Raw genomic sequence first — 14,833 nt, 5'->3', positions numbered from 1 at the left:
ACATAAACCGCGATTCTCCCTTTATGCAGATTTTCTTCTATTGTGAAATTTGCAGAGATTATTAGAAGCGGCAGAAAGTAGTTAATATTATTGCATCAGTTCCTTTGAAGATCAGTTAGTGAAAGCTAAATGGCGGCTCGAATTAAAATGACTTCATTACTTCCCCGAAACCTCAGCGTTGTTATCCGACCAGTCCAATACCGGGATCTGGACGGGATTGAGCGCATAACTCAAGAGTCATTCGCAGCCCTGACTCCCCAAGGAGCAGGTGTTGCGATCAGCCAGATGCAAAGGCTGCGTCGCTGGTATGGATTACTCAAATTTTTGAGTTGGTTTCCTAACCCGCTCCAGTATCGCCTCTGTGCCTACATAGCAGAGCAAGGGCGGATGCTTCTAGGGATGATTCAAGTGTCACCCTTTAACCGGACACGCAGCACTTGGCGGATTGATCAAGTGTTGTTGGAGCGTGGTGTCGATAAACAAGGAATTGGTTCGCAACTTTTGCGTCATTGCTTTGAATCGATTTTAGAAGCTCGCACTTGGCTACTGGAAGTTAACATCAATGACATTGAGGCGCTGGCACTATATCGACAAAATGGATTTCAGCGTCTGGCAGAAATGACATACTGGGAAATTGGCCCAGAATTATTGGTTGAATTGGCACAAGCAGAGCCAGATTTGCCCAACCTCTTACCAGTAAGTAATGCTGATGCCCAGCTGCTATATCAACTAGATACGGCATCTATGCCACCTCTAGTACGTCAGGTTTTTGACCGCAATACCCGCGACTTTAAAACCAGTTTGTTCGGCGCTTTAACTGATGCAGTGACGCAATGGCTGACCAAAGCAGAAGTAGTCAGTGGTTACGTATTTGAACCCCAACGCAAAGCTGCGATCGGCTATTTTCAGGTACAACTTGACCGTAAGGGTGAAGTCCCCCACGCTGCAACACTGACAGTTCATCCTGCTTACACTTGGCTGTATCCAGAATTACTATCTCAATTGGCTCGGATTGCCCAAGATTTTCCCCAGCAAGGGTTGCAACTAGCTTCCTCAGACTATCAGGCAGAGCGAGAAGAGTATTTGGAAGGAATTGGAGCAAAACGCATAGAACATACATTAATCATGTCTCGTTCTGTGTGGCACAAGCTACGGGAGTCTAAATTCGTCTCCTTAGAAGGAATTCAGTGGACTGATATGCTGCAAGGTTTACAACCGGCACGTAAACCTATACCAGGTGGGATGTCATGGATACAACCAGGAAAGTTGCCATCGTCAGAGAAACCACTGCAAAGCTTGTCAGAACCGATTAACTTTCCGGTAAAAAACCCTAGCATGGAAGCATTGCCGATTTCGGAATCAGCAGATGCACAGCAGGAGAATTAGTGTGATATCCCCACAAGCAAAACCGTTTATTTCAGCGTTGGGACTGGATTTCGGTCGCAAGCGGATTGGTGTAGCTGGGTGCGATCGCACGGGTTTAATTGCCACGGGGATCACCACAATTGAGCGAACATCTTTTGAGCGGGATGTCGAGCAAATCCGACAAATAGTTAATGAACGCGAGGTGCAAATTCTAGTTATGGGCTTACCTTATTCAATGGATGGCTCACTAGGATTTCAGGCGCGTCAAGTTCAAAAATTTACTATAAGACTTGCTAAAGCACTGAAACTGCCTGTGGAATATATGGATGAGCGATTAACTTCATTTCAAGCAGAGCAACTGCTGATAGCTGAAAACCGCTCCCCGTCACGCCATAAAGGTTTGATTGACCGCAAGGCAGCCGCTTTGATTTTACAACAATGGCTGGATGTTAAGCGTGCCAATTCCCGCAGTTCAGTGGCGGTTATTGAATATTGATACCTTTTAACATGATATTCTGAAAACGATTAGCCAGCAGTTGGATCTACGTGTAAAGCTATTTAATTAACATAAGATGTGATTAAATAGTTAAGCGATTTTCAAACTTGCTGGTATTTATTAAATTTCTAGATTTCGGCTATGTTTCCCTCCCCATTTCCTGAAGAAAATGATAACGCTCATGCGGGTTCCATCACTTTAACCGATGACAAAGGGCGATCGCTCGAATGTTATATAGAGCATTCCCTGGAGGTAGATGGGCAAGAATATGTTTTACTTCTTCCTGTAGACTCACCTGTAGAAATTTTTTCTTGGGAAGGTGAGGGTGAGGAAGAAGAAGCGGTTCTGGTAGAAGACGATAGCACTATTGAGCAAATTTTTGCCACTGCTCAAGCGGTACTATCTGAGCAGAACCTGATATTGAAGAACACAGCCTATGCTTTGACAGTCGCAGGTGATTTACCGCCAGTTGAAGAATCAGAACTCTTTACCTTAGAAATTGAAGATGAAGAGGCAGATTTAGAGCCAGAGCAATTACAGCTACTCGCTAGCTTCTATGATGAAGATCAGGAGTATGCAATTTATACACCCCTCGATCCCCTGTTGTTTTTTGCACGGATAGCTAAAACAGGTCAACCGGAATTACTCTCTCCAGAGGAGTTTCGCAAAGTGCAACCTCTGTTAGAGGAACATCTTTTTAATGAGGTGGAATAAGATTAAAAATTCAAAATGTAACATTTTCATTTTGAATTTTTTAATTGGGAATTTTTCAATGTAATCACAATCTACTTAAACCTTTTGCCATGTCCCATTAAATGTGGAAGCAATGAAACATTGACACTAAATTGGGACTATTAATATTGTTTGAGATTCGGAAAAAAAGACTTTGGTAAAGATTTTCAATCTAAAATTCAAAATCCAAAATCGTTCGACTGAAAGTTCACGACAAATCTAAAATCCAAAATTACTATGAGGTGCTGAAAATGGCTTATAGTGACTTTACATTAAGTAAATTTAAAAAGTCATTCAGCATCCGCATTGATGAAGAAACTGATTTATGTGCCGACATAGAACCTTTACAGGCAAGTGAGAAACTCAAAAATTCTTTAGAAGAAACTACAGAACTGGCTTTAGCAATTAATACTGAAAAAGCTCGTTCGGAAATGATTATTACTCCGATATTGTTGGAGGTAAGACGCAGGGCTAATTATCCAATTAGTTTATTTTCGGGAACAGACTTTAATGTAGATGCAGAAAACGGACTGAATGGCTATTGTGACTTTATCATCAGTCGTTCTAAAGAGCAACTAACAATTAATGTGCCTGTGGTGGTTATTATTGAAGCCAAAAATGAAAATATTAAAGGTGGATTAGGTCAATGTGCAGCCGCAATGTTGGCAGCACAATTGTTTAATCAACAAGAAGGAAATGAAATTAGGATAATTTACGGCGCGGTAACAACGGGGGATATTTGGAAGTTTTTGAAGTTAGAAGAAAACGATATATTTATTGATTTAAGTAATTATTACATCAAAGAAATAGATAAGATTTTAGGAATTTTATCTCAAAGTGTTCAGGGAGATATCCCAGGATGGAGTTCGACTAACTAAACTATATTAGGTTATGCTCATTTGTTTGACCTATCTACATTTGACTGTTGACTATGACTTGGAACAATCTTTTACAGCCTGACTTGATTTTAGAGGGTTCAGTGTTGAACCTAACACCAGATATTATCCAAAAATACGGGCTTAAAGGGCTGGTATTGGATGTAGATGAAACTTTAGTACCTTTTACAGTCGGGATGGCTTCCCCAGAATTACGGCAGTGGGTGGAGCAAATTCGCACCTGTACTAGATTGTGCTTGGTGAGTAATAACCTGAGTGAAGTGCGAATTGGTGGAATTGCGCGATCGCTCAATCTACCTTACTATTTGGGTGCAGCCAAGCCTTCCCGACGCAAAATTAGGGCTGCACTTAGGGGAATGGATCTACCAGTGCATCAAGTGGGGATGGTAGGCGATCGCTTGTTTACCGATGTTTTAGCAGGTAATCGCCTGGGGATGTTTACGATTTTAGTTGAACCGATTGTTCATGCAGATGCAGCTCTGCGCTCTCATCCAGTACGCAACTTTGAAGTTTGGATATCAGAAATCTTAGGAGCCTCTATTACTCCCAAGAAAACTAAGATTCACAAAACTTGAGAAATCGTCAGGAAAGTAAATCTAAAGAAATGATTAAGGAATCTTATTGTCAGCCAAAAATCGGGGATCATAAGTATTAATAAGATGGGATCAGCCAAAAAAGACCCTAACCCATACTAAGTAAATATACACCCGTAAAGCGTCAGCCTTCACTATAGAAGGATTGGCGCTTTACAATTTGAGTTAGGAGTTAGAAGCGATGCCCTGAGCTTGTCGAAGGGTTATGAGTTATGAATTAAATTCAACTCCTAACTCCTAACTCCTAACTCCTCACTATTTAAATGCCACTAACAATTGTTGTCAAAATCGGCACTTCTAGCCTAACCCAACCAGAAACAGGACAATTAGCACTTTCTACGATCGCTACCTTGGCGGAAACACTCTGCCATTTAAGACGCCAAGGACATCGGGTGATTTTGGTTTCTTCTGGTGCTGTGGGGGTGGGTTGTGCGCGATTGGGCTTAACTGAACGTCCCAAGGCGATCGCACTGAAACAGGCTGTAGCAGCAGTTGGGCAAGGCAGGTTAATCCGTATATACGATGATTTATTTAGTACTCTTCAACAGGCGATCGCCCAAGTATTATTGACTCGCAGCGACTTAGTACAGCGCAGCCGCTATCTGAACGTCTACAACACTTTTCAGGAACTACTGAGACTGGGAGTGATCCCCATAGTTAATGAAAATGATACCGTAGCAATAGACGAACTAAAATTTGGTGATAATGATACCCTTTCGGCATTGGTTGCCAGCCTCGTAGAAGCAGATTGGCTATTTTTGCTTACCGATGTCGATCGGTTGTACTCAGCTGATCCGCGTTCCGTACCAGATGCGCGACCGATCGCTCTAGTTAGTAGCATTAAGGAATTAACAGAATTACAAATACAAACAGGTTCCCAAGGTTCTCAGTGGGGTACTGGTGGTATGGTGACAAAAATTTCGGCTGCGAGAATTGCGATCGCGGCTGGAGTGCGTACCGTAATTACTCAAGGGCGATTTCCCCGGAATATCGAAAAAATTATCCAAGGTGAACTTATTGGAACGCATTTTGAACCGCAACCTGAACCAACTTCGGCGCGTAAACGTTGGATAGCTTACGGACTTGTACCTGCGGGAAAATTGTATTTAGATGAAGGTGCGATCGCGGCAATTTCTCTAGCGGGAAAATCCTTATTAGCGGCTGGAATTAAGACATTAGAAGGAGAGTTTGATACCCAGGATGCCGTGCAATTGTGTGACACCAACGGGAACGAAATTGCTAGAGGACTTGTGAATTACAACAGCGATCAACTGCAAAAGATTCGCGGGTTCCATTCGCGGGAAATTCCGACAATTTTAGGTTATGCCGGTGCGGAAACCGTAATTCACCGAGATAATTTGGTTTTGACTTAAGATGGAAATGAGATAAATTTCGTGACTACTAACTGGGAGAGTAAAAAATATTATGACTCAAACGTTAGAAAATGCTGTTAACTTACCAGAAGAACAACGCTTCTTTCGACCTGGGTTAAGTTGGGAAAAGTTCAAAATAATTCCCTCAAAGCAAATATCAAACTAACATAGAAGCGATCGCCACCGCCCCCCACAACGGCGCATCATCACCCAGCACCGCCGGCACAATTTCAAAATCAACTTCCGGCAAAGCCGTGTCCCGCGCCACCTGACGCACAACCCGCCAAAAATCCTCCCCCGCCTTCATCACACCACCTCCTAATACAAAGCGCTGCGGATTCATCAAGTTCGCCACATTGCCAATACCCACACCCAGCGCCCAAGCAGCCTTGTGCAAAACTTCCTTAGCCAAATCATCACCAGCCGCCGCAGCTTCACTTACCAGCTGTCCCGTTAGCAACTCTAAATTATCCCCCACCAAATGCCTTAAAACCTCTCCATCTCTGAGTCCTCCGCGTCTTGGCGGTATCTTTTCCAAAATTTCCCTAAGATTTTGTGCCATATAAGGCCCCGACGCCAAACGTTCCACACATCCCCGCTTACCACATAAACAAACTGGTCCAGCAGGATCGACAACCATGTGTCCAATTTCGCCAGCCATCCCACCAGCACCCCGCCAAGGCTTACCGTTGAGTATCCAACCACCACCGACGCCAGTGCTAACAGTTATGTAAAACAGGCTATCGTATCCCTGACCGGCACCAAAACGATGTTCACCCAAAGCAGCAACGTTAGCATCATTATCTACACCAACAGGAACACCAAACTCCTTCTCCAACAAACCTTTGAGGGGAATATTTTCCCATCCGGCGACATGATGAGATAGTCGCACCGTCCCCGTGGAAGCGTCCACTGGTCCCCCAAAGCTGACACCGATCGCAGCAGGTTTTGTATCTTGCAGCAGCGAGTAAATAAGCGATCGCATAATTTCCAAATCAGTTTTAGCATCTGCACTCCCTGGCGAGAGACGACGTTCATAACCCAACCACTTTCTAGAACCAATATTTACAGTTGCCGCCGCCAGTTTAGTTCCGCCAAAATCGAGAGCTAGGATAAATGCCACAGTCTTTTATGCTCCTTTTATACCATCACAAGGCAAGGTTTCTCTCTCAGGAAAGATGTTTGCGATCAAGATACATTTAACACTAGAGAAAACTAGATGATTTAGCAACTTATGACTACCGAGCAACCAAAACCACTTATTGATTTATCTCACGCTAAAGAACCTCCTGAGTCTATTGATATCGATAAAGCTCAAGAGGCAGATCCCATTGAACCTGAAGAAGTTAGTGGACAGAGGAAGCAAAACCCCACTCCTGATGATTTCAATGGCGAAAATGAAGATCCAAAAATTGGGGATAGTCCAATAGTTAGCGCCAATCTTTCAGGTGGATAAATAATTATCATTACTAAGGAACGTAGATTAAATAAAATGGAAAACTTCATCCTGTCTCTAGCTTCCCTCTCCTTTATAAGGAGAGGGATTGAGGGTGAGGTAAATTGGATGTTATTTAATTCTTATTCCTAACTTACTCATCTGTTTGTGAGTTAACTACTCCATCAATAAACTGTTGTAATCGTTCATAATGCGAACCTTTCCAATAAATGCGATCGCAGTCTGGACAACGCTGGAATTGATCAATCTGCGTAGCTTGCCGCCGTAGGCATCGCACCTTTTCTGGCACTTGATCAATGATGGATTGCTTATCTACAGGTTCTAATAATCCATTGCAACGCAAACACCGTTTAAATGGTGAGATTAATTGAAATAAGTCAAATCGTTGCAGTACTTCTATGATTTGTTGTTGAGGGTTAGTGTTTCTAACGTAATACCCATGCGTTACCAAACTACGCATCAGTAGACCTTTATCACGAGTCAAGAGAATCCGCGCTTGATTGGAGGATATTTGGGCTAATTTCTCATCCTCGTAGTCATTGCGGTATAAAGTATCAAAACCTAAAAGTCGTAGAGATGTCGCTAGCTTGCCCAAATGAATATCTAAAACAAAGCGGATAATACTAAGCGGTTTTCGGAGAACAGAAACGCTTGGTATAATAACACTCCTAGCTGAAATTGGATAAACATTAATAGTATCTCCATCCGAAACAATGTAAGAAAAATTTACATATTCACCATTCACATTGAGCAAATCAACTTCTGGATGAGGCACACCCAACGACTGAATTATGTCCTTAATTGAGGCTTTCTCCTCAAAAAAATGAGAGATTCTTACCTGCTGATGATGTCGTGGTAAAAAATAATTCAATTCTGCATGGAAATAGAAATATGCGATCGCCATAGCCACAGATATTTGGATTAGTAGGCGCACACAGCTCTGCTACCCTACTGACAACAATTTGTCACAATTACAAAACTTTATCTATTATATTCAAAGTATCAATGCTTGTTAGAGTCAGTTGTCTCCATTATAAAATGCGGTTAACCTTGATTTAACCAACCTCCTGAAAGTTATAAATTGTAAAGGATTAATAAAGATTATCAAATACTTGCATTTATTATTGACTTCAGCTACAGTCAAGGCAGATGCCTATGATCAAACTCTGACATGAGGTTCAGAAAGTTAGATTAGGTAAAAAGCTAAATATCAGGTTTGTTAATGTTGATGTCAGTGACGCTGTTAATAATTAGTCACTAGTTTTGATCATTAACTTATCCCGCATGGACTAAGGGGCAGTAAAGCATTTACCCCTGATTTAATTATTTTTATTTATTCTTAGATAATTGAGAATAATTTGCAATATGATTTAGATATCCATAGATACATTAAAAGCAAATAGTGTGGAATAAGTCTTAAAACAGTATAGGCTTTGGCAAGCTTATACTGTTGGTTAAATGTTGACGCATCTACCTTGAGGAATATATTCCTCAGAATAACGACACAGGATTATATCTTTATCTATAAAAATAGGATTTGTAACTAGTTATGTAGATAATTTTAGGAAAACTTTAAATAAGTATCTTGCTGCTAGTAATATTTTTAATTGTAATATCAGCGACATCGACATTGCCAGCAAGTTAATCGCCTGTTACTCTCCAAGCGATGTCTGACAACAAGCTGCTTCTCTACCAGACCCTTCGGCAAGCTCAGGGCAACGCGCTGGGTGTAGCTAGCTTCGACCTAGTAGTATGCATCTACGCACAAAGTTTAATATATTTGATTTTGCCAAAAAAAACAACTTCAGAAAATCCGAGTTTCAGCAAGTGAAAATTTATGAAATACTAGATAACAATAAAACTCGATACAAAATTAATTCCACTACTAGGAAAAAATATCTCTTGACACTATTTATCTCTATTGGGGAGAATTTATTAACGAGGAAGAGGTTGATCAAAAACGATGTTCTAAAATGGCTAGTTAGTTTGAACTGCGAAATACATATTGTTCTTTTTTATCTCCTTGAATTAAGGATATTGTAGTTAAAAACACAATTGTAGTTTCTAATACCTTTCGTCCATAAAATACGCTAATGAGTATAGCTAGATGAATACTGTTTTTTGTTCTGACTATTCGCGGCAAGCAGGAGAAGATGTTATTGGTAGTGCCACCAATTACCAAACCTATATTTTAGTTGAGTGTCCTCTACCTTGGACATCAGAAGCCTTTAGTTCCAAGTGGGTGCCAGAGAATTTGAGGATTTTAGTACAAGAAGTCAAGCGTGCTAAACTACCAATTATATTCCTGTTAATTGCTAATGATCTATCACACAAAGTCAACCAGACTACGCTTTTAATTTATCAAAGAAAAGAAGGACTAAGTAATGGTTTCTGCAAGCAAGAGTTTAAACTAGGAAATATTGAGCAAGTAGCAGCAGTTGTCCAAAAATGTTTATCGGGTATCAGTGCTAATTTTGAGGTGGAAACTAGTACAACTAGAGATATTTTAGTGTGTACCCACGGTAGCCATGATAAGTGTTGTGCCAGATATGGCGCTCCCTTTTACTTCAAAGTAACAGCGACTACTGCTGATTTATGCTTGGATAATGTGCGAATTTGGAAATCATCACACTTTGGAGGACATCGGTTTGCACCAACAGTTATAGACTTGCCAGAAGGAAGATATTATGGTGTTCTCGATCAAGATTCATTCAGATCAATTCTGAACCGTACTGGTGATATTCAATGCTTAAATAAAGTCTATCGAGGCTGGGGAATTCTGCCTGCTGCACTTCAGATTTTGGAAAGAGAACTAATCCTCCAGAACGGATGGGATTGGTTTAACTACAAAGTTGCAGGCAAAATTTTGGAGCAAAGTTTAGACAATAATACTATTCTCGCTGAACTAAGTTTTGAAAAGCCTTCTGGTTCTCTCTACACTTATCAGGCTAAACTTGTGAAAGATGAAACAAAGACTCAACAATTGAAGAGTTCATGCAATGCTACACAAGAGTTAGTAGTTACTAAATATGCTGTAGGTAGTCTCTGGCCTACCTCTAGTAAGGTAATGAGTTATAGTACATAAAAGTGGAGATTTTTTAAACGCAGAGGGGAGGCAGCGCGTTGCGGGGGTTCCCACGCCACTTGCTTTATGCCGGGGAACCCGTCCACCGCAGTGGCTCCCCGTTGTAGCGACTGCCATCACGCAAAGGGAAGCGCAAAGTATTGCCAAATTTAGCTATGAATTAATGAAATGCTATATTTAGTACAACATTGCATAAATTCGTAATAAAATCTCTGCGCCCCTCTGCGCTTCCCTTTGCGCCCTTTTGCGTTAAAGTTCTAAATTCCAAATCCAAAATTAAGATGAAGCCATATTTAAGACTTTCCGTAACAGTATTTGGTCTTCTAATTTGGCTTTTAAACGACCATTTTCGATATCTCGAATCCAGCTTTGACTTTTACCTGTGAGTTTTGCCAACTCTCTTTGAGAAAGATTCAAATTTTTTCGCGCTTGCAAAATCTGTTCACCTAGTAAATCGTTTGTAGTTTTAGGCTTTCTTTTGGCTTTAGCAGTTCTTGTTTTCTTTTTTTCCGATTCTGAGATTTGCTGTTCCCATTCTGGTGGGAGTTCAAAAGCCAAAATTCGCGCATTCATTAGCAGATTCCACTTCCCACGGGGACCTGTGTCTGTGAGGCGAGTTTCAGCACCACCGTCATTAGTCCAAAATTCTAATGCTTCATCTGGATCTTCGGGAAGATCAACTAATTTCGCCCACAAAGGTTGAATTTCTAATGGATAGGTAACTGGATCGAAAAGTGGTTTCATTCCATAATGATGGAGAATTTCCAAATCGCTTTCAAAAGTTCGCAGCAGACGTTTGCGTTCTTCCCGTTGTCTGGATGCAAGGGCAACTTTTTCTTCACCGTAAGCAATACGCAGCAAGGTAGGAATGGTGATGCGTTGTTCTTTGCCCATTTTGGTTTTAAACAGCAACCACAGCATTAGTCGGACTGCGCCTTCATGTTGCTGCCAAATACTCATGACTGTGGTTAACAGCGTTTTAGGAAGACTGCCGTATTGATAGAATGCGGTTCGCTCTTTACATGCTTGTTTGTTTAAGAAATATTTTGCCCATAAGCCTGCTTTTACTTTAAAAGTTAACCCAATAAGATATTTGCATCCAAGATTGTCTTCTTGAAAGTGGTGTTGAATATCTACTAAGTGCCATAAGCGGCTGCCTGTAATAGAGAATCCGTTAATTCGACCTTGTTGAGGCCAATCAATGGAGATAATCAGTGAGCAAGCTTGCTGAACGATATTTTTCATTAAAGCTAGCTTGGCAGCTTTGCTCAAATCTTTGCGTTTTTCCATCCCCAAATATTTCTCGATTTGTCGTTCATCGATCGCAAATTCTTGTTCGCAAGGTTGATCTAAGGCTGTGGCATAAGCTGCAAAAATCAGATGTATGCAAGCAGCTCTGATGTCAAGCCCCTCAATTGCTGCCAAATCTGTCGCCTTGTCGTTAACTTTGAATGGATCTTGGATGTGAAAGGCGATCGCACCTCGACCTTGGTTGACTTGTCGGCTGTAACATAAATAGCCGTCTTCATCAGTTTCCCAATGTAGGGATGTGCGTTGCGCCAATACATTACAAGCTTCCCAAATTGCGATCGCTGAAGCAAATGGGTTATTCTTGCCGTTAGAAAACAAGTCTAAGCTAGTAGCATCTCTCGGTTCAACTTTGCATCTCCCCTTTTTCGCCTGCCAAGGAATCGGAGAATTAGTTGGACAAGCGATTACACATTGCGGCTCTGGATAATAGCCCTCACAATTATTACAAAGACCAGGATCAACCCAGTATTCATTGTCCTCTATTTTGATTGCACCCGTAGGACATTGGGGGCGGCAGTTGTCACATCCAACGCAACTGTTGTTAGGAATTGTATAAGGCATAAGGCTCTTTTCCCACTCTAATCGTTGAGATGTCTGTCTCAGGTCTCCCCTGGATGAGTCCTGTTTATTCATGACTCGCTACCACATTATCTTTCTGGCGAGAATCATCTTTTCTCACCACACTCACTCCCCACATCCATATTTTGATTTCGCATCCAATTGGAAGATATTTAAGGCTTTAAAACTGAGCCTAAGAAAACTTCTTATTAACTATACATTTCATGAAAAAAATGATTAATTTGTTCGTACTGAGCTTAGAAAAAAATCTTAACATTTATTTTATTAGGTAATTAATGAACATTTTAGATTTGACCATAAAACCTTACCCAAACTCTTTTTATGAAAAATTTAAGCCGATTGTAATTAGACTTAATCTGATTTGTTAATAATTTTAATATTTAATGCATGATAATATTCTGCCACAAACTTTACAGTTACTTCATAAATTCATTATGTTTCTTTATTTGACAAGATAATATTTATTTTGTCAAGATTTCTCTAAATACTTTAATCACAGCTAAATTGAAAATTGTTGCTTGATAAAATACATATTGCATATATGAAATTGTAACTAATGAACATCTAATTTTGTATATATATACTATTCGTCTATATTTATTTGCCTAAACCTAATTATATTTGAAAAAGAATATCATCACTGTTATAGATATAGTTGCATTTGCGGGAAATAATAAAACTGCATCTACACGAGGCTTTATCCCCAATTTTTCCTTCTCTCTTTCTATGCTCTGCATGGGAATGGCTGATTAGGGGCTGCTGCCTTGAGTTAGATTTGAGTCAGAGACTCAATGAATGCATTCCCGTGCAGAGCATGGGAACAAGCAAAACATATTATTAGTAATAATTTTCATCTATAAATTGAAATAAAAATAATTTTGCATTGTGTTCAAAGTCATCGAAATTTGATGAGATAAAAGTAATTTTTGAATACCAATAAAATAAAATATTAGGATAATATGATGATTAATGCACAAACAGATTGACAGGCAAAATTGCTGAGGATTTATTCATGGCACAACTAACAGGCTTGACATTTGGCGGTAAGACTTGGACACCAAAATTTGCTCAGGAAATCGACAAGGATAAATGTATCGGCTGTGGCAGATGCGTTAAAGTATGCGGATACAATGTGCTAGGTTTGAAGGCGCTCAATGAAGAAGGCGAATTTGTAGAAGATGAAGATGATGAAGAAGTTGAACGGAAAGTAATGGCAGTTACTTCTCCTGATAACTGCATTGGTTGTGAAGCGTGTTCACGGATTTGTCCCAAGAACTGCTACACCCATGTTGCATTAAACAATTAAGGTTTTTGGAGTTAGTCAAAATTGTTGTTCATTCAAGGGGCACTGTTTGTAGAAAGTGCAAATGCGCTAGGCAAGGTAACTTGAGGGGAAGACTAAATATTTACTAGAACTAATAAAAAGTTCACAGTAAACAAATCCGTAAATCGCAAATTGTTAGCTATTAACAAATTTAAACTTGCTGCTAATATAGCCTAATCAATATTAGGTCTAACAACAGTGCTATTTTATTCTCATCTAGCCTGCCTCAGAATTTATTCTGAGTCTAATAGTACTTATTCGTCTTTAGACGAATGAGAAAAGATTATAGTCCGTTTTAACGGACTTTAGCTATAAGAGAGGAACTTTAGTTCTGGGCGGTTTATGTCTAGAACAAAATAGCCCTGAGTCTAACAGTGCCCTCTTGGAACAACTAGCTTTTCTGAAAGCAGGGGGCTAACTTTGTCATAGGAGTTGAAATATAATTTGTAATTTTATGGGGGAAAGATATGGAAAAAATCTGGAAGTTTCCCCCATTTTTTATGGCTGCACGTTAGAAAGTTAATAAGTGAAAAGGGAATGGGGAATGGAGAGTAGGGAATAGATAACAATGCTCAATTCCCAATTGCTAGAAAATCACACGTTTAAAGACGGTTTACAAAGCAGGTAGCATGTATGCAACAAGTTCCTGTTTCACTATGGACTCTGGTTGCTGGGATAGTAGTTACAGCAATCAGCATTTGGATTGGTCAAAACCACACTCTCATGCCGGTGCAAGCATCGTTACAAGCGCCTTTGGTAGACGGTTTTTTTAACGTCATGTTTACCATTGCGATCGCACTCTTCTTAGTGGTAGAAGGAACAATTGTAGTTTTTTTGATTCAGTTTCGTCGCCGTCCGGGTGACGATACCGATGGCGTGAGAGTGGAAGGCAACGTTCCCTTAGAAGTCTTTTGGACAGCAATCCCAACAGTGATTGTCCTCCTCTTGGGCATCTACAGTGTAGATGTTTTTAACCGAATGGGAGGCTTTGATCCTGCGGGTCATCCTCATTCAGCAGCACATGTTGCTCAGATGCCGGGAACCGCTATCGCGGCTACATTAAGCAATACCTCCCAAGCAACAACTGCCCCAACAATTGCCCCGACAATTGGCATCGGTGCATCTCCTCAAACCCTAAACAAACCAGCCGATTTAGTTGTTGATGTCAAAGGCATACAGTACGCCTGGATATTTAATTATCCCGATAGTGGCATTACCTCTGGGGAATTGCACATACCCGTCGGTGCTGATGTCCAACTCAACCTTTCAGCACAAGATGTAATTCACTCATTCTGGGTGCCAAATTTCCGCCTGAAACAAGATGCACTTCCCGGTATCCCTACCGAACTACGATTTGTCGCCACCAAACCAGGTACATATCCCGTAGTTTGTGCTGAGTTATGCGGTGGTTATCACGGTTCAATGCGGACACAGGTAATTGTCCACACACCAGAAGAATATAATAGCTGGCGGACAGAAAATCAAATTGCTCAACAGCAAAACCTAAATCAAGTCGTTGCAATTAATCCAGCCGACTTATCAACATCAGAGTTTCTCGCGCCCCATACCCATGATCTGGGAATTAGTGCAGCAACTCTAAAGTCATTGGTCATTAGTCATTAG

The 14,833-nt window shown here is 40.6% G+C and carries 13 protein-coding genes; 10 read left to right on the top strand and 3 right to left on the bottom strand.

Annotated elements, in window-relative coordinates:
* Positions 1-129 precede the first annotated feature (129 nt).
* From HWQ38_RS32545 to proB, 6 genes are all read left to right on the top strand, one after another.
* Entirely contained in the window at positions 130-1,386 is a 1,257-nt protein-coding gene (locus tag HWQ38_RS32545; protein WP_292802072.1) for a GNAT family N-acetyltransferase, read from the top strand.
* Positions 1,367-1,861, top strand: coding sequence for a Holliday junction resolvase RuvX (gene ruvX, locus HWQ38_RS32540; RefSeq protein ID WP_334789076.1), 495 nt, complete (start codon positions 1,367-1,369; stop codon positions 1,859-1,861). Before HWQ38_RS32545 ends, ruvX begins: the two co-directional genes overlap by 20 nt.
* 141 nt (positions 1,862-2,002) lie before the next feature.
* Complete coding sequence (locus tag HWQ38_RS32535) at positions 2,003-2,575, top strand: DUF3727 domain-containing protein (RefSeq protein ID WP_292802070.1); 573 nt, start codon at positions 2,003-2,005, stop codon at positions 2,573-2,575.
* A 269-nt stretch (positions 2,576-2,844) separates the two neighbouring features.
* Positions 2,845-3,471 (top strand): hypothetical protein, encoded by a 627-nt coding sequence (locus HWQ38_RS32530; RefSeq protein WP_292802068.1) that lies wholly within the window; start codon positions 2,845-2,847, stop codon positions 3,469-3,471.
* A gap of 53 nt (positions 3,472-3,524) precedes the next feature.
* Positions 3,525-4,064, top strand: coding sequence for a YqeG family HAD IIIA-type phosphatase (locus HWQ38_RS32525; protein WP_292802066.1), 540 nt, complete (start codon positions 3,525-3,527; stop codon positions 4,062-4,064).
* A gap of 281 nt (positions 4,065-4,345) precedes the next feature.
* Positions 4,346-5,455, top strand: a complete 1,110-nt coding sequence (gene proB / locus HWQ38_RS32520; protein WP_292802064.1) for a glutamate 5-kinase — start codon at positions 4,346-4,348, stop codon at positions 5,453-5,455.
* A 157-nt stretch (positions 5,456-5,612) separates the two neighbouring features.
* Here the strand turns inward: proB and HWQ38_RS32515 are convergent, their stop codons facing one another.
* Positions 5,613-6,578 carry an ROK family protein gene (locus HWQ38_RS32515; protein ID WP_292802062.1) on the bottom strand — a complete coding sequence of 322 codons (966 nt, stop codon included), beginning with the start codon at positions 6,576-6,578 and terminating at the stop codon, positions 5,613-5,615.
* A gap of 111 nt (positions 6,579-6,689) precedes the next feature.
* Between HWQ38_RS32515 and HWQ38_RS32510 the strand changes: the two genes are divergently transcribed.
* Complete coding sequence (locus HWQ38_RS32510; protein WP_292802060.1) at positions 6,690-6,911, top strand: hypothetical protein; 222 nt, start codon at positions 6,690-6,692, stop codon at positions 6,909-6,911.
* Between the two features lie 133 nt (positions 6,912-7,044).
* Here HWQ38_RS32510 and HWQ38_RS32505 read toward each other — a convergent pair whose 3' ends face one another.
* Positions 7,045-7,815, bottom strand: a complete 771-nt coding sequence (locus HWQ38_RS32505) for a Mut7-C RNAse domain-containing protein (protein WP_292802166.1) — start codon at positions 7,813-7,815, stop codon at positions 7,045-7,047.
* Positions 7,816-9,018: 1,203 nt separating this feature from the next.
* Here HWQ38_RS32505 and HWQ38_RS32500 point away from each other — a divergent pair.
* Complete coding sequence (locus HWQ38_RS32500) at positions 9,019-9,996, top strand: sucrase ferredoxin (RefSeq protein ID WP_292802058.1); 978 nt, start codon at positions 9,019-9,021, stop codon at positions 9,994-9,996.
* Positions 9,997-10,272: 276 nt separating this feature from the next.
* On the opposite strand, the gene HWQ38_RS32495 is transcribed toward HWQ38_RS32500, so the two are convergent.
* Positions 10,273-11,868, bottom strand: a complete 1,596-nt coding sequence (locus HWQ38_RS32495; protein ID WP_292802056.1) for a helix-turn-helix domain-containing protein — start codon at positions 11,866-11,868, stop codon at positions 10,273-10,275.
* A 1,030-nt stretch (positions 11,869-12,898) separates the two neighbouring features.
* Here HWQ38_RS32495 and fdxB point away from each other — a divergent pair.
* Positions 12,899-13,192, top strand: coding sequence for a ferredoxin III, nif-specific (gene fdxB, locus HWQ38_RS32490; RefSeq protein ID WP_292771319.1), 294 nt, complete (start codon positions 12,899-12,901; stop codon positions 13,190-13,192).
* Positions 13,193-13,843: 651 nt separating this feature from the next.
* Positions 13,844-14,833: a cytochrome c oxidase subunit II gene (locus HWQ38_RS32485; RefSeq protein ID WP_292802054.1), complete on the top strand. Its 990-nt coding sequence runs from the start codon at positions 13,844-13,846 to the stop codon at positions 14,831-14,833.

The sequence above is a fragment of the Nostoc sp. NMS7 genome (assembly GCF_017115085.1).
Taxonomy (GTDB): domain Bacteria; phylum Cyanobacteriota; class Cyanobacteriia; order Cyanobacteriales; family Nostocaceae; genus Nostoc.
The sequence above is the reverse complement of the archived record's forward strand: the minus strand, read 5'-3'. Positions and strand labels throughout refer to the sequence as shown.